This is a genomic window from Thalassobacillus sp. CUG 92003 (genome assembly GCF_013618635.1).
Lineage (GTDB): Bacteria > Bacillota > Bacilli > Bacillales > Halobacillaceae > CUG-92003.
On record NZ_JABLSJ010000006.1, the window covers coordinates 177,808 to 198,413 of the forward strand.

A 20,606-nucleotide genomic window follows, 5' to 3' on the forward strand; every position below is an offset into this window, starting at 1 on the left:
TTATTAGTACCGGTGGTCGGGTTCGAACCGACACTCCCGAAGGAACACGATTTTGAGTCGTGCGCGTCTGCCAATTCCGCCACACCGGCTCTGTGCCGCGCTTGAACGCGGTTAGGGGTGCGTATTACCCCGATAGGGTTCGTACGACCCGTCTGTTTCTGCGATAATCGCACCGTTATGTCATACGATTTAGTCGTTGCGCGCCTGAATCGTGCGCACCTAAACGGACAATTAATAATATAGCACGCGTGATAGATTTACGTCAAGCCTTCGAGCCAATCGTACGTAATTAATTTCGCCTCGCCTTTTTCCTCCGCGTCCGTCCAGGCGTTTCTCCGCGCAACTTCCGCCGCCGCTTTTTCGAAAGCAACGTACAGGTACCGTTCAATGTTCCGGATTAATCCGCGCTTTGCCTTGAACATGACCGCGTTGAACGCCTCGACGTATGGCGCGGAGTCGTTTTCGATTAGCGTTGATGGCGCGACCTTGCGTTTTGCTTTAAGGAGAAGGCCGTAATATTTATATAATACGTCGGAGTTCACGAAGGGTGACATCGCCTTATAGACCGCGGAAGGCAACGCCGACCGCAACGCATTGTTAGGAACGCGCGGAGTATCTTTGTTTATAGTATGTTTTAATAGCTTAATAGAATCCGATGGTTCGTTTTCGTTTCGTCCGTCTTCCGCTTTACTCTCCGTAAGCTTTTCGCCATCTGCCCGAGTGGACACGCTCGACTGGTCACTTGGAAGAATCACGATTATATTAGCGCCTTTTCCTCCGTTAACTTTCCGTACAGTTGCGTGCTTTTTTACGATGCCTAACCGTTCGAGCTTCGTAAGTACGCGCCGAGCAGTCTTAACGGACTTTCCGATGGCTTTCCCGATAGAGTCCGCTTTGAGGTGCGCGGCGCCTGCGTATTTAACGGCGTATCTTGCGATGAGTTTAAGCGTCGTGCGATCCGTTTCGTTGAGGTCGTATGTATGATTACGGATATGTTCGTAGATTGCCCGGTTGAGCTGCGCGGTATTTTCGAACGTGCTGAATTCGTTAAGATAGTGCATAGTTTTCGCTCCCTTTTCGCAATTCTCGCTATTACGTAAATTCGAAATTGCGTAATCTATACTACGAGTTTAAATTACGAAATTACGTAAGTCAATGAAAAACTTTACGCGATTACGAAATTTTAGTATAATCTACGTAAGATAAGAATATAGGGAGGCGTTATAAATGAGGCTATATTTAAAGGTGGATAAAGTTTTAAAAGCGAGGGGTATGACGCAAAAAGAATTGGCCGACCGAACAGGTGTCCGATCAGCCGCAATTAACGAAATGTGTTCGAACTATCGCACGGCCATTAACCGTGATTACGTCGGAAAGATTGCGGAGGCTTTGCAAATTACGGATGTCTCGGAGTTATTGGAGTTCCGTGAAGATTAAATCGCCTGCCCGACGCCGGCAAGTAAATCGATGAATAGAGGCGACATTTGTACGAGGACGTATCCGATGCCCGCCTTCATCAATAAACCGTAACCTTTGTCGTTCAGTCCGATCATGACTAACAACGCGCCACCCGTCACCATGACGCCGGCAATCGGAAGCGACAACGCAATCATGACGTCAATGATCGGATCAAACGCGTTCGTTATCTGCGTACGGATTGCGTCACCGACCGCGTTCGCTTGGATTACGTCGGGGCTTCCCGAAACCTCCGCGAATGACCGAGAAGGCAACGCCAGCGCAACCGGTGTTAGTACGCCTAGTTTTGCGGCTTTTTTGACGCGGGAATTAACGTTTTTGTTCGCTTTCGGAGCCGTAACCCCTCCGCTCATGAAATCCTTGAAATCGACCGTTTTCGTGCGGTTAAATAGTGCGCCCATAGTTCCGCGCCTCCTTCATAATATTTCGTTCAGCGTGTAAACCTGACCGGGAAGTCCGTTCATTAACCGGTTGAGTGTCGCTCGCCTACTTTCCAATTCCGTCACCCATATGAGAAAGAACGGCTCTTGTGAGTTCCGCAACATTTTCGCGTACTTCTCGATTTTCCGGCTGTTCGTCGCCATCGGCTGAGATACGTCGACTTCTACGAATACCTTCGCGTCCTTATACTTGAACATGGCGTCAGCTACGATCGACTCCTTTCCGATAACCATTTTAACTTCGTTTTCCCAGGACTTCGGGCGTTTCCAGTAAATATAAAGCTGATTACGGATAAGGAAGTGCTGAACGTTCGGCGTTTTCTTGCGCGTAGTCGTGCACTGTACACGTTCCCTTCCGGCTTTGTTGAGCGTATAAACCTTCTCCCACCCGTTTCGAAACGAGTTTAAATACGCTGACATATCGTTTAAAATTCGGTTGGCGTTTCGGTCACCTTTTAGCCGGTGCATCGTTTGAATTTGTGACCGCGTAAGATAATCATACCTTTTCAACGATAAGAGGATGTTTTCGATCCTCTGTTCTTTCGCTGCGCTTTTGTTCAAACCGGTCGCCTCCTTTTGCCTTTACGTTGATGTGCGGTTTAACTTGGCGCTCGACTTCCTTATTCGTAATATATGGAGTTTGGATAATTACATTTTTCACGCGTCGATAAATCGCCCGCCCTTCGATTTCCGGCAAATCTTCCGCGCCACCTTCGTCAAGCACCGCCCGGCTCGCCGCGTTCGTCTCGAGTACGAAACAAACGCGTCCTCCGATGTTTTGGCGTACCTGCGAGGGTAGCGTTTCATTCGTCGGGTACTGGGTTGCGTAGATTAAACGTACTCCCGCACCCCTGCCTTGTCGGGATAAATCCGTAATGATTTCCATAGCTTCGTCGTTGTCGGAGAGATCGGCCGCCTCGTCGATGATTACGAAATGGCGGTCGGGAATACCCGCCTCTATAACGTCCTCATGTCCGTTCTGAACGAGTTTGCGGAGTACGGAGGACATACGTCGCTGAATCGCTTTTAATTCGTCTAACGCCTCCTCAGGCCCCGTTGCGTATCCGGAAACTTGCGTCATGTTCCGGAACCGCTGAAACGCCGTTCCGCCTTTTAAGTCGATTAACGTAAAGCTGACGTCGGTCGGCTTTTGGCGTACGAGGGACGTAATCAGCAGCTTCAAAAATTGCGACTTGCCGAAGCCGGTCGCGCCAGCTACGATCATGTGCGGCCTCTTCTCAAAGTTGTGGTAAACGTCCGAACTCCTCGACTTGCCGACAATCACCCGCCAACCTTTCGTTAAATAAGCGTCACTCCACGGCAGGTTATCCGTCAAAGGTTCGTCGTAAACTTTAATACATAGCATACCGTCGAAGGTAACGTCGATCTCCTTCCGCTTGGTGCGTTGTTCCGTGATTATCTTGCGTATTTGTTCGAGAGCCGGCCGAAGCCCTTCTGCCCACTCGACGGTTAAGAAATCACGCGGATCAAATTCGAAATACTTACCACGTACGTTCAAGCCGTCCTCGATGACCGCTTTATTTTCGATGATTTTTCGTGAAGATACGCCGAGTGGAAGCTGAACGACGTACTCTACGCCACCTTCGATTTTTCGTTTGCGGTGAATACGGGCGTTTGCATCGCGTACATTCCATCCGGCGTTTGCGAAAATCCGCTGAATCTTTTCGCCTTCGTTCGTTGCTCCTCCGTTTGTTTTCAGATAAGAATAACCGGCTACTCCCGCCATTAAAACAGTCGTTCCGATTTCTACGAACATCGCGCCACCTCCTTAGGTATTTACAACGTAAATAGTTCACCGGGAAAAGAACGTTCCGAATTGGGCGTTATCCGCACAGTTAGGGGATTAGGAACATTCCGGCTAAAATTCTGCTGCGGCATTTACTTAAGAATATTCCGCAATTTCGTAATTTATGCGAAAAAATTCGTATTCTCGGAAGGATGGGCGGAAGTAGTTAAAGAAGACAAAAAAAATAAGCGACCCTCCGAAGAGAGCCGCCGTAAAATTATTCTCCTGATAAATCCAATTCGATTTCGTAATCTTTTCTTTTATCCATTTCCATATTATCTTCGGCGCCTTTACGTGCATCCCACGACATTTTAATCCATTCGATCTCCTTAGCCTTTCCGCGTTCAAGATACCAAATGATCGCGCCCTCTTTGATTACGCCTTTATCGATTTCTCCGCCGATGTTGTCGGACATAAACATGTCGGGCATATCGATTTGCTCGCCTGTTGACGTAACTAGCGTAGCTTGATCGGGATATGTCGTAAATTTACCTTCCGTTGTGTTCTCGAGTTTAAACTTTACGCCTACTGCCGATTCCTCTGCGGTTTCGTCCTCCATTGTCGGAGCCTTTTCCGTAACTACAACTTTTTGTATTTCCGATTTAAGTCCGTTAAAATCGTCGCTCCAAGTTACGTCATCATAGTACGTCCATAGATCGTTTTTCTCGCCCTCTTTTGCCGCCTCTGTTTCCGCAGCTTCCGTTTCGGACTCAGACTCGGAGGCAGTCGCTTCGTCGTCTACTTTAGCTTCCGCTTTGTTGTCGTCGTTCTCCTCTAATTCCTCTTTGGCCGCGTCTTCCCCGCAAGCACTTAACGAAACTGCTCCAACTAAAAGCGCCGTCAACATCCAGTTTTTCTTCTTCCTTAACATTTAATCTCTCCCTTTCTTCTTGCGTATATTGGTTATTCAGAATACACCGTAAAATATTCGTGCTCGAAGTAATCCCTCGCTGTACTCGTAAATTCCTCGTTAGAAACGCTGCCTAACCCGCCGATATCTTCATACGCTTCCTTCGATATCTCAGAACTTACCGCCACATCTACGCGTTCTTCAATATCGAAAACACCGTTCCATTCGACCGTTGCATTTTCAACCGCATAATTTTCGTACGTTTCCGTGAAGATTTGCTTAGCTCCGCTCAATAATTCGTCTACGCGATCGGACGTTGAGTCGCTGCTTGACGTACCTTCCATGAGTTTATACGTAACTTTTCCGTTTTCAACCGTAATGTCCATGATCGTTTCGCGGTTATTACGTCCCTCCGCCTGGACTTCATTAACGATAAACTCCGCCATTTCCGATTCGATTACGCTAGGATCGGAGGTTAGTTCGGCTTCCTTCTGCTCCGTCGACTCCTCCGTACTTCCGTCCGCTGAGCTTCCCGTACTCTCCGTCGTTGTAACCTCCGCTTTAGCTTCGTTATTTCCGTTCGCGCTATCCTCGCCTTCTCCGTCTGTAACCGTTGCAAGCGTAAGTCCTCCGGCAATTACGACCGCGCCAATTCCCGCTAACCATCGCTTCATGTTTTCGTCATCCTTTCGCTTTTTATAGTATGTACGATTAAGTATAGTCTAAGTTTCACGAAATTACAACTTAATTACAAAAAAAAGATTGGCGACCCGTTGTTAAGGATCGCCTTTAAGAACTAACAAAACCTGAATGAATGACGCTACGATAATGAGTGGGAGTAGAATCAAGAAAACATAAAGAAAAGAGATGAAATCCCCGCCTTCCATGTTTTTCTTGTTACAACCATATTACAATATTTCCTTTTTTATGTAAATACCGAGGATGAAATTCCCCGGTAAAATTTTCTTATTTATCCTTTAAAGCTTGTTTATAAGCGTTTAACGCAAACGTGACAGCTTCTGCTCTTGTGACGTGGTTATCAGGTCTGAATGTGCCGTCTGGATAACCTTCTGTAATGCCTAAGTCTTTAGCTTCTGTAATCTGCTTTTGGAGGTTACTCTCCTTTTCTACATCTCTGAATCCGGTATTCGCCATATTATAATCCCCCTCGTCTTTTTTGTCCGCAAGCTCCACGAATTTTTCATGCGCCGTAATGCAATGAACCTCGCCCGAAACGCCGCGTACCTTGTACATCTTCTTACCGTCTACCTCTAATAAGCCGAGCACTTCCGCAAAGCCTTCGGTTGCTGCGCCGACTTTGAACGCGTCATCCCACGTAGCTTTCGAGTAGAAGTCAACGCCTTTTTTTCCGTTGTAAATCACGTTCAACCGTTTACCTTCGTATCTCTTCGCGCCTCTTAACCGCTTAACTTCCGCCGGTTTATCGCCTTTGTACTCCACGCCGAGGTACGAAAGGATCGCCTTCGCGTCTGCCTCCGCGCATTTCTGCCGGTATTCCTTCGAGTTTTTTCCGAAGATATTCTCGAAGTCGCGGGCGTTCGTCATAAATCCGTGCTCGATTAGAATCGCCGTCATGGCCGTTTCCCGCAACATATGGAAGTTCGTCCAGCTTCCTTCCTGCGAGTAATGCCGACCGCTTCCGTGGAGTGCGATTCCTTTCGCTTTAAATTCGCGAACGACTGCATCCGCGAGTTTATTCGATCCGCTATAACCTTTCCACGCGAATACGCACGCGCCACTTGCCGATGGATCCCCCGCGTTAGCGTGAATAGATACGAGTAAATCAACGTTCTTCCTGTTCGCTAAATTCGTCCGGTGGTCGAGTCCAACATCGCGCTTATATGGCGGTTGAGTTACGAGGACTTTTACGTTATGCTCCTCGAGAATTTTCCGTACTTTCTCGCCGACGTCCGCGTTAAAGTGGTGCTCCTCGTAATTTTTTCCGGCACGCCGAACGCCTTTACTATCGTGGTCATTGAACGTATTCTCTCCGTGTCCGTAATCTAATGCGACGTATGCTTTCGCCATATTATTCGCCTCCGTTCGGATTCTCCGCTTGCTTCCGTCGAGCCTCCGGTTTCAACCCTTCGCCGTTTGACGGATTAATTATGACGCCTGCCGCGATGAGTACGGCAAAAGCTGCGTCGACGTACGTTTGGTACTGTTCCGGCGCGACTAATCCTGCGTCGTTTAAAATTAAACCGATTAAACTCGCCAAAGCCGTCCATAGCCCGTAGTTCTTAAACCTTTTTGGAATACGCATAATAAAATCGTCTCCTTTTCGTTATAATTTCGCAAAACCCGTCCAATTACCTATTGAATCCCCGTGATATTCCGTATATGCTTATCACATGGGACGTCACTTCCGTTCTCCTGCCGTAGCCATACGTGGGAGGGACGGTCGTGACGTCCCTAATTAAATAAAATCATCATCGCCGATCCCGCTATTGCCGCAGCTACCGCAAAAATCCCTCCAATAAACGCAATCCACATCGCCTTCTTTTCGCTTCTGTCCGTATCCCACTTCTTGTCGTTGTTATCCAACCTACGCTCAACGTCGTCGATTCGATGCGAGTTTCCGCGTCCGAGTTCGAGAGACTGTTTCGCCGTCTCTTTTAACTCGCCCTGATCGTCTAACTTCGTCTCTAAACGCGCAAGCCGGTCGAGTATTTCGAGCAAGTAGGCGTCACGCTCCTTATCATCCATCACCGTTAGCCTCCTTCTGAGGATGAACGCGCTTAACGTCAATCCTGGCGAATATTTCTCCGCCGAGTTCGACGACATGTACCGTACTATCGTTCAATAACTCCGCAAATGCTTTCGGGTTGAAATCGTCGACCGTTACATACGTTTCTTCTCCGCTATGTGTTACGACTCGTAATTCCATCGGTTATCCACCGCCTTTTCCTAGAAATTTCCGCCGATTCTCGATTGAATGAACAGACGAGATACGACGTTTGCGTTGATTCTTGCGAGCGTGTCGGGCGTAAGCGTTATTTCGTGCCACGTACCTCTTTGTACGCGACCTCCGCCGTCTTTCGATAAGTACGGGATTAAGTCGATCATTTCTCCGTTCGTGCTAGAGTCCGGCAACAAATTACCGTCCACGCGTACTTCGATAGAACTAGGCGTTTCGCTCAGCTTATATATGCCGTGTTTGACCTCGTGCGTATGGTCGGGCAGCGTAATACTGTGCGTATGTGACGGGATTGTAACGTCGTGAGAGTGGTTAGGTATCGTCACATTATGCGAATGGTTTGGGGTAGAAAAATCGTGCGAGTGTGACGGAATCGAAACGCTGTGCGAGTGATTCCCGGAAGAACCGGCCGTGTAAATATTACCTTGTTGATTCGTCTCGATATCCACCGCAACGTTCAATCCAGAGCTTCCGCTCGAGCGCGTATAGTATCGCTTTTTACCCATGTCCGATGTGTCACTTCCGGAGTAATCGAACATCATGTGCGTGTGGTTTCCGCCGCCGCTTGACGTTTGCGTCGTACTTCCTCCGGAAAGCGTCGATTTACTTACGCCGCCTCCGCTTGTAGAAGTCGCCGTCGTTCCGCCACCACTCGTCGTCGTTTCGGTCGTACTTCCGCCACTTGAGGTCGATTCAACGATTGCACCACCGCCCTCCGTCGCTTTCGCATACGCCCGGAATTCTTCGGACTCGTACGTAAGGTCAAGCGTGTTGATGTTTACGAGGTCATCCGGTAAGTAAAATCGAATAACCGCCGGATTTTGCGGATCTGCGTTGTCCTGGTAATCGTGCGAGTCGATGTTCGTCGCGCCTTGTGAATACGCCTCATTTACGCGAATTTTTCGCTCTAAATCCGTTTGAATGTCCGCAGCATCATCGAGCTTATTGGCGATAGTATATTTAACGTCCCATTCGTCGGATAAGTCCGATATGCTTTCGCCGGTTATGCGTGCTTTGTACGTTTTGTCCTCGACAACTACGTTAATGACGTCATTTAAATCGCGTTGTTCGTGCGCGTACTCAGGTAAAACGGAGAGGTCAATCGCGTCCGTTTCGAAGGAGAATAACGGATCTTTCCGTTGATTAAGAATCGAACGCCCCGATTCGAGTAACGATTCTGCGATTTGGAAACGCCGGTCGACCCAAATGTACGGATGTTTGCCCCATTTGGAAATGGATTCGTCGTCCTTCAAAAAACGCTCACCTCCGTTGACCTCCTCGATCCCGAGCTGGTTGACGCCTTCTCCGTAACCTTTCGGGATAATATAATTGACGAGTTCCGACGTATCTGAGACGTCCTCAAATGACGCGATGTCCTTGCCCCACCGGATTTCGCCCTTTAGCGCGTCGGATGGGCGAACGAGATTCAGCGTCCACGGGTAGGATTCGGTATCAAACGTAAATTGGAACGCCTCATCAAACGGTTGCGGGATCGAAAGAACCGGCGCAAGAAGGCCGTTTTCGTTTTCGAAGGAATAATGGAAATAGCGCTCGAAATCAACCGTGCCGAGTTTCCACGGCTTAACTCCGTCCGAGTCCAGCTCTTGTAAATCGATGAGCGCCTGCAGTACGTCGGTCGTCGTGTGATTCGTGAATTGGTAGTATCCGTCCATAACCGTGTCGAGTAGCGTGGACAAAACGTGGTCGCATTCGTATTCGATCGAACCTCCGTTGTCGCTTCGTTTGGTGCGCGTCGGCATAATGCGGTAGAGTCCGTAGTACCTCCCCGTTGCGTCACCGTAAATTTCAACGAAATTATAGTGCTGGCAATTTTCCGTTTTTTCGTCGTCTATAGGCATAGAAAAAGACGCTGACCAAACTTCGTTGGCGCGCCTTTCTACGGAGATGGCGTATGCGTTTTCGAGATATGCGAGCAAGTTGCGGTTGCGGTCGAGTATTTTAATTATTACGATCACCTCTTTTCATCAAAAAAAAATTACCCATTAAATCTTAAACCACTTTCAATCGCGGATGGGATGCTCCCCATTTTGTCGGACAGTTTACAGAAAAGAAAGTTTCCATAAACCACGCCGCCACTCCCCGCTGCGTAACTAAACGTACCATATTGCTCTTCTGTTTGAGTTAAGTTTTCCGACCCGTCGTAAATAATCGGGAAGAAAATACAATCAATATAAGTTGACCTATCACTTTCGATAAATAAAGCGTCCTGCCCTGTATCACTTGTGATATTAGGTTTGAATTCACAATTTATGAACGTATTCGTTCCTTTTCCATGAGCACCTCCATTATAATGGTCTATCACGCTTATTTGAGAACGTTCGCATGTTAATTTATGCGCTGTCTTGGATGCATTGTAGTGGAAATGTTTGCAATCAATTACTGTTATTTTCGGGTAAATAGAATTAGGGCCATAATTATCATCGTTACCCACGCCTACATAGATATGGTTTTGTCCGATTGAATTCGTGGGAGCTGACATACTTTCTAATTCTAAGTTTTCAAAATGCCAGGTTGTATTAGTTGTAACTTCATCTGAATCAATACTACCTACTTTCGGAACATAATAATTGATTGGGTCAGCCATATGGAAAAGTCGTATGCCTTTATCACGGCCTTGCACTTTTACGTTTTTCACATTAATTTGTGTAGGAAATCTACGCCGTTCATTGGTTGTTGTGATTAGACCGTCGGTGTGAAACGTCATCAACCTAGCAATATTATCATTAGATGGGTCATCATAATCGAACGTAAAATTATTAATGTTAATATTCTTCCCATTCGTAATGATATACCCGTAGTCCGTGTCTTGGCCGACAAACTCTAAAATATAGGCTGTTTCGGTGTCTTGAATTTTTTGAGTACAGTTATCAATGTCAATGTCACCATCCCATTTAGAACCGTAATCACCACGGAAGAAAATAAAACTATTTTTCTTAACAGATGTGTTGTTGATTCTTAGTTTGCCACCTCCCGTCAACGTGAACCCTTTCTCTCCGACGAACGTATCATTTACTGTTAAATTCCAACAATGGAAGTGAATATCAACTCGGTTCAAAGCACAATTTTCGATATTGAAGTCTTTGAACATGTTCGTTCCGAATACTCCCCAATGTACTTCCGACCCGTTTGCAGACACATTTTTAAAGGTGGATCGCAAAACCCTACGCCCGCCTATACCATATGTGCCGGCTCCAATATCTTCTGATGTTCCTGATCGATCTTTTTCTCTTGGCATGACTCTAACATCTTCTAACTTGACATCATAAACATCTTCATAATAATAAAACCCATGAACCGGGTCTTGGTTGTTATCGGATGTTCCTTCTTCCAACCCGACAAATTGACCTCTAATGATAGTGCGGGCGCGTGTGATTAAAAACCCATTATCTCCGTAAGTGGTACTAGTCGAACCGTCATCCCATTGACCATTCAATAGGAATGTTCCGCCTTCTACAATCAAGTAATTCTTTTCAGCTTCTTTTGCGGTAATACTTGTAATACCTCCCCAATCCCATGTAATTTCGCCTACAATACGACCGTGTTCATCTAAATAACATATATCCGTCATATTCCAACTTACACTTGAACCGACACGTTTACCGACCTGGTTATTTGCGTCCTCAATAACTAAAAAATGATTGTTGTATTGGTCTAACTCACTTATAACCGGTTCTGTTCCTTTGATTAGTTGTGGAAGGATTGCATCATATAAACCTGAGTCAACCGTCACAAACTCATTATCTGACTCCACAAGGAATACATGACCTTGGTCGTTATACGTTTCGTCAATATGGAAAATAGACGAACCTAAGTCGGTGTTTGTTTTGACTGGTATATTCCGCGTGTTGTTAATCCAATATTCACCCGCTGTATTGATAACAGGTAGATTGTTTTGGTTTGCATATTCATGGGCTTCTTTAATTGCCGGCCCATCGTCCGACACACCATCACTAGGCGGGCTAAACATTGCGTATGTGACGTATTGAATACGTTTAGTACGGATGTCGTTCAACTCCGAGCTGAGTCGGTCATCCACCTCATTAACTGGCCCCGCCGTGATTTCGGAAAATTCCTTCCAACTTCCATCGCTTTCTTTTACGTAAACCTTTCCGGTATCCCTAACGAAAACCCGATCATTTTCTTCCGCGCCAGGATGGTCGGTGTCAATGTCGGAAAACGTTGCGGAAGGTGTTCGGTATTTACCTACGTTGTATTGTAACGCCGCACTCGAGTCGTTTATCGCTTGGTCGGATTGTGTTTTGGCTATATCAGCCGTTGATTTGGCGGTATCCGCGGTTGTACGAGCGTAATTAGCGTCGTTAATCGAATCGTTTAGTTTGTCCGTTCCCCTCCGAAGAGTATCGGTATAATTTATATTCTCGGCCATTCTTTCGCCTCCTTTTCGTACTTTCTTCGATTACATGAACCTGTCGCGGAATTTAACGGTTAAATCGAAATTCATGCCGTATCCCCATATATGAATCTCGTTATCGCCCGGTAATAACTCAAGGAACTCACCGGAAAAGTCCGGCATACCATTTTGACCGTTATGCTTAACCGTGTATCGTTCGCCGTCTATAGTCCAACTTTCGTTGCTGAATGAAGGTAAATCGAACTGTTTCCCGTTTAACTGAAAATGTGCGTCGCCCGCCGAACCGTTTATATCGAATATTGGACGGACGGCATATCCGCGTATTTTTGCTTCGATTACCTTATCAGCCGTAATAGTGAACGTGTTGTCGCCCGTTTCTTCGTTTCCGAGGAGGTAGTGATATTCGAAGGTAACGTCGTCCGATCCCCATGTCGGAACTCCATCGGAATTATCTCGAACGGAATAGGCCCACGGATCATGCGCCGTAAGAGGTAGCGTAAACTCACCGGCTTTGACGACGCGCTCCAACGAAACACCGTTCACCAACCGCACGTTGTAAAATTTGTCCGGCTCATAATCGTAAATTAGTCGCGCTGTTTTCGGGCGTCCGTAGTCGTCGAGCAATACACGCGCAATCTCCCGCGCCTTTTCTTGTACGCCATATAACGTTTCATTCCGCGGAATCATACACGCCAATTCAAACTCGCGTACGTCCGGTCGTCCGCCGAAATCATAAACGCCCGGCCTGCCCGGAATTTCCACCGTAGAACTACGAAAGCCCGGCGAAATAGGGTGCGCCGAGCCTTCGCGGTGTATGATGCCGAGGTCATCCGTAAAATGTACGCCGTCTATCGAGAAACCGCTCATGTTCTACCGCACCCCTTTCCGTCGTTTAGTCGTCTTGATTTTCTGGCCTTGCCGCTTGTTTACGTCGTCTATGAACGCGTCGTAATCTTCGTCGCCGAGTTGGAACGTCATATACAACGGTTGTGCCGGTGCTTGTGCGCCGCCTGCCGCCGCAGCTTCCGCCGGTTGCGTTTGTTGCCCGCGTCTAGGAACGCTCGCTGCCCGCGCTTTGAAGTCAAATTGCGTATCCATCTTGTCGAACGGTTTCCGGATAGCGTTGGCCGTATTTTGTGCCGCACGTTCTGCCGGTGATTTTGCGTTCTTGATCGAGTCTGCGATAGGGCCTCCGAAATCAACCTTATTCAAGTCGGACAATGGCCCGCGCTTTGCGGGAGAGAACGGCCAAAAGTCACGGATTGCGCCCGCTACCTCTCCGACTGCGCTAGTGGCCGACGACTTCATCGACTTGATTCCGTCAATTGCCGATTGGACGATAGCTTTACCGGACTCGAAGAGGTCGAGGTCGAATAAACCTTTGATATTCTCGATAATTTCGTCGACGGTCGATTCCGCCGCCTCCATTTTTTCGGAGATAGCACGCTTGATTTCGTTGAATTTCGTTTTGACCGTTTTAGCGATTTCCTTTGCCTTGTTGAATGCGCTTGTAATGCTATTCCAAACCGTTTTTATCTTGTTCCATACGGCGGTCATTTTCTCGATTACGTTGTCGCGAATTTCGGTGAATTTATTCCAAATTAACTTCGCTATTTGCTTTGCGATGAAGAATTTCAAACGTATCTGATACCAGGTACTCGCTAAGAAGCCGAGCACTTTCGTGAAGATGTTCTTCGTAGTCGCCCAAATAGAGTCCCAGTTTTTATAAATGAGAATAGCGAGCATAATGACACCCTGGATAAGCAAGCCGATTGGCCCCGTAAGGAAACGGAGAATAGCCGAGCCACCTACGCGTAATCCCGCAATGATTTGCGATTTAAACGGCTTTAAAATGTTAAGTAGTTTCGTGAAGCCATTCCACGCCCACTTAAGTCCGTTCCAAATTAATTTGAACACCGGCCAAACTAAACGTAACGCCGAAACAAGTACCGCGATAAGAGGAGCGAGTATTTTGACTACGCCTGTCAAAGAGAAAAACCATGCGACTGCTTTAGCAATCCACGGATTATTTTCCATCAGCGTATTTACCCACTCTAGGAAACTATTTACTACTGGCATGATTTGTTCACCGACTGCAGAGAACCCTTTTCCGAGCTCTTTAAGGAAGTCAACCATATTCTCAATGAACGACATCATTTCGGGGCCATTTTCTACGACTCTATCAATCCATTCTTGGAAGCCTTTGTCGTTTTTAAGGTTCTTGCCCCATTCCTCGAATCTATCCGTTAAATCCACAAGGCCGTCGAGCATCTTCGAAGCAAACGGCGCGAATGCTTCGCCCATTCCAACTAAACCGTCCGTTATGTTGCCGAATATCTTAAGCAACTTCGGTCCGTTTTCGCGTACGTAGTCGAGGAATGCGTTGAATCTCTCGGACTCTGAAAGCCCGGCCGCCCACTCGCTAAATCGCTTCGTCATTCCGAGTAACCCCTCTTGCATGTCCTTCGCCAACGGATCGAACGCCGCTAGAATCGAAAGCAACCCACGTACGAGATAGCCCGCCGATTTTCCGAGGGAAGTCAATGCCGGAGCCGCGCTCGTATTCAGCCATTCGATAATCGCCTTTACGTCCTCTGCGCCCAACGCGGCGTTGAAACTATCGAATAAGCCCGAAACGGCTTCCGTTGATGTCCGGATAGCTGGCTCGAGACGCTCGAGTAAATTACGCGCTGTCCGCATAGACCCCATGAATACGTCGAGTACCGGCTCCTCGAGGGACTTCGCAAACTCCGAATAGAATTTCTTGAAACGTTGCGTCGCTTTAATCGCCTCTTGTTGTTTCTCGGAAACGTTGCCGAGCACGCGTTCCATTTCGCTCATAAGCTCGTTATACTTTTCGATGTCGCCCGTTTGCCGCGCTTTTGTCGCCCGTTCCTGTAACGTCGCCAGTTCATCGGTTTTATCGATTACGCTTCCGATACTTGGCGCAGCTACCGACGCGAACCCTGCCGCCCCGACTGCCGCCGCACTAAACGCGGAAGCAAGTCCAAGTACGCCGCCGGCTGCGGTTCCGATTATCGGGAGTAGCCCGCCGACTGCCGCTGTTAATCCGGAGCCTAACGAAGCGCCTATCGGAGATAGCGCCATTAATGCGCCTGAGCCGACGTTCTGTGCTACGACGCCAAAGTTCCGCACCATGCTCGACATTTTGTCGATGTTCGAGTTAAACTGCTTGAAATTGGACGCGAAATGTATATAGATGAGGTTCGGAATGCTTTTTGCTTTCCGATTAACGTCGTCGAGGTCATCTTCCGCTTTCTCCGTATGAGCATCTACTTGCGGTGTTATGTTCATATTGTCGACGCGCTCTGCCGTCCGTTTGAACGACTCTAGTTGCGCGTGCATTTTCCGGAGGGGCTTCGTGAACCTATCGGTTATGCTGACTTTGTACGAGATATTCATCTTCGCCATTAAACAGCCTCCTTTCGTTAGAAATTACGAGTTGTTCCGATTGTTCTCTCGGTCTTTCATTCGCCAGAATGCCGACCAATACGGAATCTCACTAGCCGACATCCCTTCGTCGTAATGTTCGATGTGTATTTCGGCTTCCTCGGCCTCTAGTCCGAACGCTTGCGCAATGCGCTCGGGTAGTTGCACTTTGGAATAACGGCGACGACTACCGGTTAATTCACCGACCGTTTGCTGTTTTGCGTCGGCTATTTCGTAAAGGGATCGGAGGTAGTCGTTCCGTTCAATTAGTTTTTTGCTTCGTTTTCCGCTTTTCCGTCAAATCCGGAGATATCGAATATCTTCTCGCCAATTCTCATGAGGGCGCCGAACGATTTTTCCGCCTCGAATTTCGCTACGTCCTTTTCGGTGAAAACGGCTTCGCCTTCTTCCGTTTTGCAGCCGTAAACAACTGCGAGCATCATCATGCGGGTTTCGTCTTCTTTATATTTCATAACCTGCTTCATTTCGCCGGCGGATAACGTTTTAACCGGGAGAGTTGCGTCCCATTCTTTTACGTAAACCTCGTCGTATTTAATGTCGTCGCTCGCCATTACCTTTTCGCGTAGTGCTTTTACGTCGTATTTGTTCGCCATGTATATAGCCTCCGTTTGGTTTATTAGTTAATTAATTTGAAAACGCCCGTCGCTATTGAAACGGCGGGCGCGTATGATTAAGAGCTTGTTTGCGCGTCTTCTGCCGGGCTTGTCAATTCACCGGCTCCCGTGAACGTCAAGGAATTTTCGATCAGGTCGTCGTGAGTTGTGGAATGTTCGAAGTCGATAGACGCCGTACCTTGATACGACGGCTCCGCGTCGTTGGCGTCGTCGAAGAAATCAATCGTCAGCTTTTTCGTAATGTGCTTAAGCCAGAATTGATCGGCGCTCACACACGTCGCTTCACCTTCCCATGAGTAACGACCGATTACGTGATCCGCCCAGTCTTCTCCGGCTACGTTTGCGTCAATTTTTTCGGAGCTAACCGAAATCGACCATTCGCGTAACTCAAGTACATCGACCGGAGTGCCGTCGACTTGCATTGCGACCTTTGCGTATTGGCCCTTCTTTTTCATTAGTTAAACACCCTTTCGTATTTGGTTGAAGTCTCCGAAATTACTGCGTAAACTCGGACTCTCCGTTATTTCGCAAAATAAAAACGGCTACATCGAAGTAACCGTGGTGATTGTTCGTTTCATTCGCTATTTCGTCGTTTGATATCGGCGTAAATTCGCTTACGTCGCAAAGGAGATGTTTTCCCGTCGGTAATAAATCAGCGTCAAAGTACGGAATACCGTCCGCTGCTCGCAATACCGTCGCGAATTTCTCTTGGAGCTTCAACCGCTCAGTATACCCGTTCGCATATACGCCGACTTGAAAGCGATAGCCATCCTCGTAACTTGTGCGTCCGGCCGATAACAGCTCGGAATTAATCGCCAAATCCTCAACGGTTGCAAACGGTTTATCCAGCTTCGTCAGGTCAACGCCATCGTAAATAATCTGCGCGGTTGCGATTTCTCCGATTTCCGTTTCGAGCGCCGTTTTGATCGAGTAAATGATTTCGAACGCACTCATCGGACGCCCCACCTCCGTTCAACCGTCTGTCGTATCTGCCGCTCTAACGGGCCTTCGCCCGCCCAAATGGCGCGGCGGAAGTACGCCTTTTTCGTCCGGTGCTCGTACTCTTGTCGCTGGGCGTAAGGAAGATGAGAGCCGAATAGCCACGACAACTCTTCCTCTTGCTGAACGCTCGCCGGAATGGACGCCTTCAAAGCACCCGTGTCAATCGGAGCGTTTTTCGAAGCCTGATTCGCCATTGACCGCGTGCCTCGTTCGGCTGTTTTATCCAAGTCGGCGCGGAGTTCGTTTGCGTCCGGTAATTTAAAGTCGCCGCGTCGGTCGAAGTGTAACGACATTAAACCACCCGCCTTACGAGCGCTTCTGTACGGGAAGGAGTGATCCCGAGTTTATCCCGCTCAATTATCTTGTAAGATACGCCGTCTTTCGTGACATTCTCGACGTCAGTTAAATCGACGGTTAGCGGAAAGGAAACGAGGTAGTCGCCCGCCTGTATTTTTACGCCGGCTATATACTGAATGTCTTCGTCGCCTGTAGCCGCGCTCCATATAACGTCAACCTCTACAGGTTCTTCCGAATAAATCGGCTCGCCGGTTAACGGATCCTCGCCCGTTTTGACGCGTTGTACGATAGAAACCGGAGTCGTACGGTTCTGCCGGATATCTTCATGCGACGATTTCATAAATTCTAAGTCATGGTTCCTAAGCATTTTCCGTAGCCTCCTCAGTTAATACGTAATGAAGCGTGGCGCGGCAGTTCGGATGTGGCTGCAAAATTTTCTGCGTACCTGGCGGATAGACGCCCTTCCCCATTCCGTGTTCGTCCGCTCGAGCGTACTTGTAGCATTCATGCGTTTGGTGGTGCGAATGGCCGTCCGGATGGTCGACGATTCTCACGCCTTTTACCACGTCGGAGTTTTCCGCACCCAGCGCCGTAGCCTCCCGATATCCGGTCATTGTTTCCGTTTCGATTAGCCGGTCAATCTTCCACCGTTCGTTGTCGTACGTCTTTTTGACCTCGCGTTGAATGTCCGTGACCTGCCGGCCTTGTAGCGCGCCTCGGCGGACGGTATTCGCAATCGAACTGCGTAAGTCTCCGGCAAACTGCCATATCCGGTCGTTTAACGTTTTACCGTCATTTCCTACGCGTTCAAATACGGAGGTACGAACATACCGCCGATACGTGTTAAGCGAAATGTTTCCGAGGGTTAATATAGAACCGGCGCCTAGAAACGCGGAGAACGACAACGCCAACTGAGCACGTAAAGCCTCCGGCGTAAACCCGAGGATGTTCGCGAGTGCAACGGCGCCCACACCCGCAATCAACGCGGAACTAGCCGCGTACACGCCGTAATTAGCCGCCTGGTTGACCGCCTGTTGTAACGCGCGTTCCCCTTCGGTTCGTGCGTAGTTCTCCACCGATTCCAATTCCCGTATTAACGCATTGATTCGCGACTTCGATATAGTACCGTCGTTTTTCGCGTGTTCCGATAATACGTCGTTAACTTGAAGGCGAGTAGCGTAAATTACGGCGCGTGCTTCGTTGGTTATCCGAGGTAAATGTGAGCGTTCGAAGGTGCCGGCGTATTCCGCTAATTTCTCGTTTACTTTCGTTTCACTCATCGTCTAACCACCGCCGCCGTTACGCTTGTAGCCGAGGAAAAGTCGACCGCTACGTTTTCTCCGAAGAGAGCGCGCGGGAACGGGCCGAGTACGGCTGTCGCACCGGCTGCAACCGACTTAACTTCGTCCTGTGTGCGCCCGTGCGAGCAAGGTACGGATAAGACCGTTACGTCGATCGAAGATGCATCATCGTTTTTGACGAAGAGATAATCGTTGTTACTGTTCGGAAATACGTTCCCTTCCGTGCCGTCAACCGAGTCGAATACGACGTCTGCTCCGCTTAATTCCGAGTCTGTAATCGTAAGTTGTGTACGTGCCAAAGAATCACCTCCGTTTCATTTACCGTCTGTCTGCGCGTTTCATGATTTTAAACGATGATCCCGAACGTTCCGATTTCTTCTGCGCGTACTTTGTTTGTAATGTGTTCGCTAGTTTTCGGTATTGTTCAGATATCATCGATTTATCTACTTGCTCATTTCCGTCGGAAAACGAGAAGTAATACGCCGTTCTTAACGCGATTTGACCTGCTCCGTCTGCTTCGGCGTACAGCAAAATCAACGTGATATCATCGGTAAGGACGTTCTCATTAGCGGCATATCCGTGCTCGTTCATCGCCGTTAAAATCCATTCGTCTACGTCCGACGAGTCTACGTTGGGAACGTCCTTAAACCTCGTTAATAGACGCTGCGATAGTTCGGTTTTTGTCGCCATGATTACGTCCTCCCGAGTTTATTTATTTTCCGGCTTGGCTTTCGGCTTTTGTTTAGGTTGCTTCGGTTTTTCAGGCTCCGGCTTCGGTTCCGGTTTTGGCTCCGGCTTAGCAACCTTTTTCGCATAACCAATCGCCTCTAAATGCTCAGCCGACTTTTCATCGATTTCGATTGTTTCGCCAGGGCCGTGTCCATCCACATAAGCCCCGACGATTTCTACTTTATCTTTCGCCATTTATTCGTTCCTCCTTCGTTACTTACGGCGTATATACGTCAGCGTGGAAAATGTAATCCGGACGCTCAACCGCAGGGAATCCGGCAGCTACAGAACGTAGGATAGATTCGATTGGCTCGTCTTTATCCTTCGCGGTTAGTACGATGCCTGGTTGGAAGTTATTTTCGACGGTTGGGCCGAATAGGAAGTTACCTACGCCTTCCGAAAGCATAACGACTCTCTCTGCTGGCATAAATTCGATTTCCTCGTTTTGACCGGAGTAAATGTCTTTAACTGTTACTTTACGCTCAGTTACGATTTGAATCGGAGGCAAGCCGAATCCGCCTAGAACTTCGTTCAGTTCCGCTTGACTTACGCGGGTAGAACCTTCCGGACGTCCTGCTTCCGTTACAATTACGTTGTTACGCAAAAGTTTCGCTTGTGCTTCGCGAGACATAAGAATAACGGACGGTGTTTGACCGGTGGACGCTTCATACGTCTCAACCCAATCGAGCAAGTCGCCGATTACGTCGCGGGAAGTTTCGTCCCAATCAGCACCGGAAGACAACGCGACTTTATGTTCGGCTGGAACGCCAAAGTCAACGTTTACTTTTACGCCGTTTTTGTTATACGAGAATTGACCTTTCGCGAGCGCCTCCATTTTAATTACGTTAACACGACGGTTAAGCGCTTGAACGAGCTCAACACCGCGAATCGTTAGACGGTCAACCATCGATTGTCTTTCCGCGTCGTTACGTGCTTGGTTAAGGTGTAATAGCTCCTCTTCGGTCGCGATGTATTTCAGACCCATTTTCGCGATTTCGCCCATTTTAGAAGCAACCGCGTCACGGTCAACAACGGGAGGTTCGGAACCATAGCCGATCATCGCACCGATGTATTTGTTCTCCTTAATGATGTCGTAAGCGAACGTGTTAGAGAAGATTTGGTCGTTTGGTAAAAAGCGATCTCCTAGCGTTGGTACTGCGTCCTGTACTGTTTCGTCCACCAATCCACGTAGTGCCGGTTCTTGAAACTCTTTGAAATGTTGTATGCCTGCCATTATAAATTCCTCCTAGTAATTTTTCGTTTTTAAATATTTGTGGCTGAATGCAAT

The 20,606-nt window shown here is 48.1% G+C and carries 25 protein-coding genes and 1 tRNA gene; 1 reads left to right on the forward strand and 25 read right to left on the reverse strand.

What is annotated here, in order from left to right; genetic code table 11:
- Positions 1-7 precede the first annotated feature (7 nt).
- Positions 8-89 (reverse strand) — tRNA-Leu (locus tag HOP45_RS11185).
- A gap of 168 nt (positions 90-257) precedes the next feature.
- Positions 258-1,061 carry a helix-turn-helix domain-containing protein gene (locus HOP45_RS11190; protein WP_181349374.1) on the reverse strand — a complete coding sequence of 268 codons (804 nt, stop codon included), beginning with the start codon at positions 1,059-1,061 and terminating at the stop codon, positions 258-260.
- A 166-nt stretch (positions 1,062-1,227) separates the two neighbouring features.
- Between HOP45_RS11190 and HOP45_RS11195 the strand changes: the two genes are divergently transcribed.
- The gene (locus HOP45_RS11195; protein ID WP_181349375.1) at positions 1,228-1,437 is read left to right on the forward strand and encodes a helix-turn-helix domain-containing protein; all 210 of its coding nucleotides are present in this window, start codon (positions 1,228-1,230) and stop codon (positions 1,435-1,437) included.
- On the opposite strand, the gene HOP45_RS11200 is transcribed toward HOP45_RS11195, so the two are convergent.
- From HOP45_RS11200 to HOP45_RS11310, 23 genes are all read right to left on the reverse strand, one after another.
- Entirely contained in the window at positions 1,434-1,877 is a 444-nt protein-coding gene (locus HOP45_RS11200) for a hypothetical protein (RefSeq protein ID WP_181349376.1), read from the reverse strand. The two genes, HOP45_RS11195 and HOP45_RS11200, sit on opposite strands and share 4 nt — an antisense overlap.
- A 15-nt stretch (positions 1,878-1,892) precedes the next feature.
- A complete protein-coding gene (locus HOP45_RS11205; protein ID WP_181349377.1) occupies positions 1,893-2,477 on the reverse strand; it encodes a replication-relaxation family protein in 585 nt (194 codons plus the stop codon).
- Positions 2,413-3,693: an FtsK/SpoIIIE domain-containing protein gene (locus HOP45_RS11210; RefSeq protein WP_181349378.1), complete on the reverse strand. Its 1,281-nt coding sequence runs from the start codon at positions 3,691-3,693 to the stop codon at positions 2,413-2,415. The genes HOP45_RS11205 and HOP45_RS11210 overlap by 65 nt, the downstream gene beginning before the upstream one ends.
- A 247-nt stretch (positions 3,694-3,940) precedes the next feature.
- A complete protein-coding gene (locus HOP45_RS11215; RefSeq protein WP_181349379.1) occupies positions 3,941-4,594 on the reverse strand; it encodes a hypothetical protein in 654 nt (217 codons plus the stop codon).
- 32 nt (positions 4,595-4,626) lie between these two features.
- Complete coding sequence (locus HOP45_RS11220) at positions 4,627-5,247, reverse strand: hypothetical protein (RefSeq protein WP_181349380.1); 621 nt, start codon at positions 5,245-5,247, stop codon at positions 4,627-4,629.
- Positions 5,248-5,539: 292 nt separating this feature from the next.
- Entirely contained in the window at positions 5,540-6,622 is a 1,083-nt protein-coding gene (locus HOP45_RS11225; protein ID WP_181349381.1) for an N-acetylmuramoyl-L-alanine amidase, read from the reverse strand.
- Position 6,623: 1 nt separating this feature from the next.
- Positions 6,624-6,857 (reverse strand): phage holin family protein, encoded by a 234-nt coding sequence (locus HOP45_RS11230; protein ID WP_219914586.1) that lies wholly within the window; start codon positions 6,855-6,857, stop codon positions 6,624-6,626.
- Positions 6,858-7,006: 149 nt separating this feature from the next.
- Positions 7,007-7,300 carry a hypothetical protein gene (locus HOP45_RS11235; protein WP_181349382.1) on the reverse strand — a complete coding sequence of 98 codons (294 nt, stop codon included), beginning with the start codon at positions 7,298-7,300 and terminating at the stop codon, positions 7,007-7,009.
- Positions 7,293-7,481, reverse strand: a complete 189-nt coding sequence (locus HOP45_RS11240; protein ID WP_181349383.1) for a hypothetical protein — start codon at positions 7,479-7,481, stop codon at positions 7,293-7,295. The genes HOP45_RS11235 and HOP45_RS11240 overlap by 8 nt, the downstream gene beginning before the upstream one ends.
- A 20-nt stretch (positions 7,482-7,501) precedes the next feature.
- A complete protein-coding gene (locus HOP45_RS11245) occupies positions 7,502-9,487 on the reverse strand; it encodes a phage tail spike protein (protein ID WP_181349384.1) in 1,986 nt (661 codons plus the stop codon).
- Between the two features lie 20 nt (positions 9,488-9,507).
- Positions 9,508-11,919, reverse strand: coding sequence for a hypothetical protein (locus HOP45_RS11250; RefSeq protein WP_181349385.1), 2,412 nt, complete (start codon positions 11,917-11,919; stop codon positions 9,508-9,510).
- 30 nt (positions 11,920-11,949) lie between these two features.
- Positions 11,950-12,771 carry a phage tail domain-containing protein gene (locus HOP45_RS11255; RefSeq protein WP_181349386.1) on the reverse strand — a complete coding sequence of 274 codons (822 nt, stop codon included), beginning with the start codon at positions 12,769-12,771 and terminating at the stop codon, positions 11,950-11,952.
- 3 nt (positions 12,772-12,774) lie between these two features.
- Positions 12,775-15,336 carry a phage tail protein gene (locus HOP45_RS11260; protein ID WP_181349387.1) on the reverse strand — a complete coding sequence of 854 codons (2,562 nt, stop codon included), beginning with the start codon at positions 15,334-15,336 and terminating at the stop codon, positions 12,775-12,777.
- 284 nt (positions 15,337-15,620) lie between these two features.
- Positions 15,621-15,968, reverse strand: coding sequence for a hypothetical protein (locus tag HOP45_RS11265; protein ID WP_181349388.1), 348 nt, complete (start codon positions 15,966-15,968; stop codon positions 15,621-15,623).
- 77 nt (positions 15,969-16,045) lie between these two features.
- On the reverse strand, positions 16,046-16,444 hold the full coding sequence (locus tag HOP45_RS11270) for a hypothetical protein (RefSeq protein ID WP_181349389.1): 399 nt from the start codon (positions 16,442-16,444) through the stop codon (positions 16,046-16,048).
- 40 nt (positions 16,445-16,484) lie between these two features.
- Complete coding sequence (locus HOP45_RS11275; protein WP_181349390.1) at positions 16,485-16,943, reverse strand: hypothetical protein; 459 nt, start codon at positions 16,941-16,943, stop codon at positions 16,485-16,487.
- On the reverse strand, positions 16,940-17,284 hold the full coding sequence (locus HOP45_RS11280) for an HK97 gp10 family phage protein (protein ID WP_181349391.1): 345 nt from the start codon (positions 17,282-17,284) through the stop codon (positions 16,940-16,942). The genes HOP45_RS11275 and HOP45_RS11280 overlap by 4 nt, the downstream gene beginning before the upstream one ends.
- Entirely contained in the window at positions 17,284-17,655 is a 372-nt protein-coding gene (locus HOP45_RS11285) for a hypothetical protein (RefSeq protein WP_181349392.1), read from the reverse strand. Before HOP45_RS11285 ends, HOP45_RS11280 begins: the two co-directional genes overlap by 1 nt.
- Positions 17,648-18,199: a hypothetical protein gene (locus tag HOP45_RS11290; RefSeq protein ID WP_181349393.1), complete on the reverse strand. Its 552-nt coding sequence runs from the start codon at positions 18,197-18,199 to the stop codon at positions 17,648-17,650. Before HOP45_RS11290 ends, HOP45_RS11285 begins: the two co-directional genes overlap by 8 nt.
- Before the next feature lie 365 nt (positions 18,200-18,564).
- On the reverse strand, positions 18,565-18,888 hold the full coding sequence (locus tag HOP45_RS11295; protein ID WP_181349394.1) for a hypothetical protein: 324 nt from the start codon (positions 18,886-18,888) through the stop codon (positions 18,565-18,567).
- Between the two features lie 19 nt (positions 18,889-18,907).
- Complete coding sequence (locus HOP45_RS11300) at positions 18,908-19,279, reverse strand: hypothetical protein (RefSeq protein WP_181349395.1); 372 nt, start codon at positions 19,277-19,279, stop codon at positions 18,908-18,910.
- Between the two features lie 18 nt (positions 19,280-19,297).
- A complete protein-coding gene (locus HOP45_RS11305; RefSeq protein WP_181349396.1) occupies positions 19,298-19,513 on the reverse strand; it encodes a hypothetical protein in 216 nt (71 codons plus the stop codon).
- Between the two features lie 22 nt (positions 19,514-19,535).
- A complete protein-coding gene (locus HOP45_RS11310) occupies positions 19,536-20,552 on the reverse strand; it encodes a major capsid protein (protein WP_181349397.1) in 1,017 nt (338 codons plus the stop codon).
- Positions 20,553-20,606: the final 54 nt, after the last annotated feature.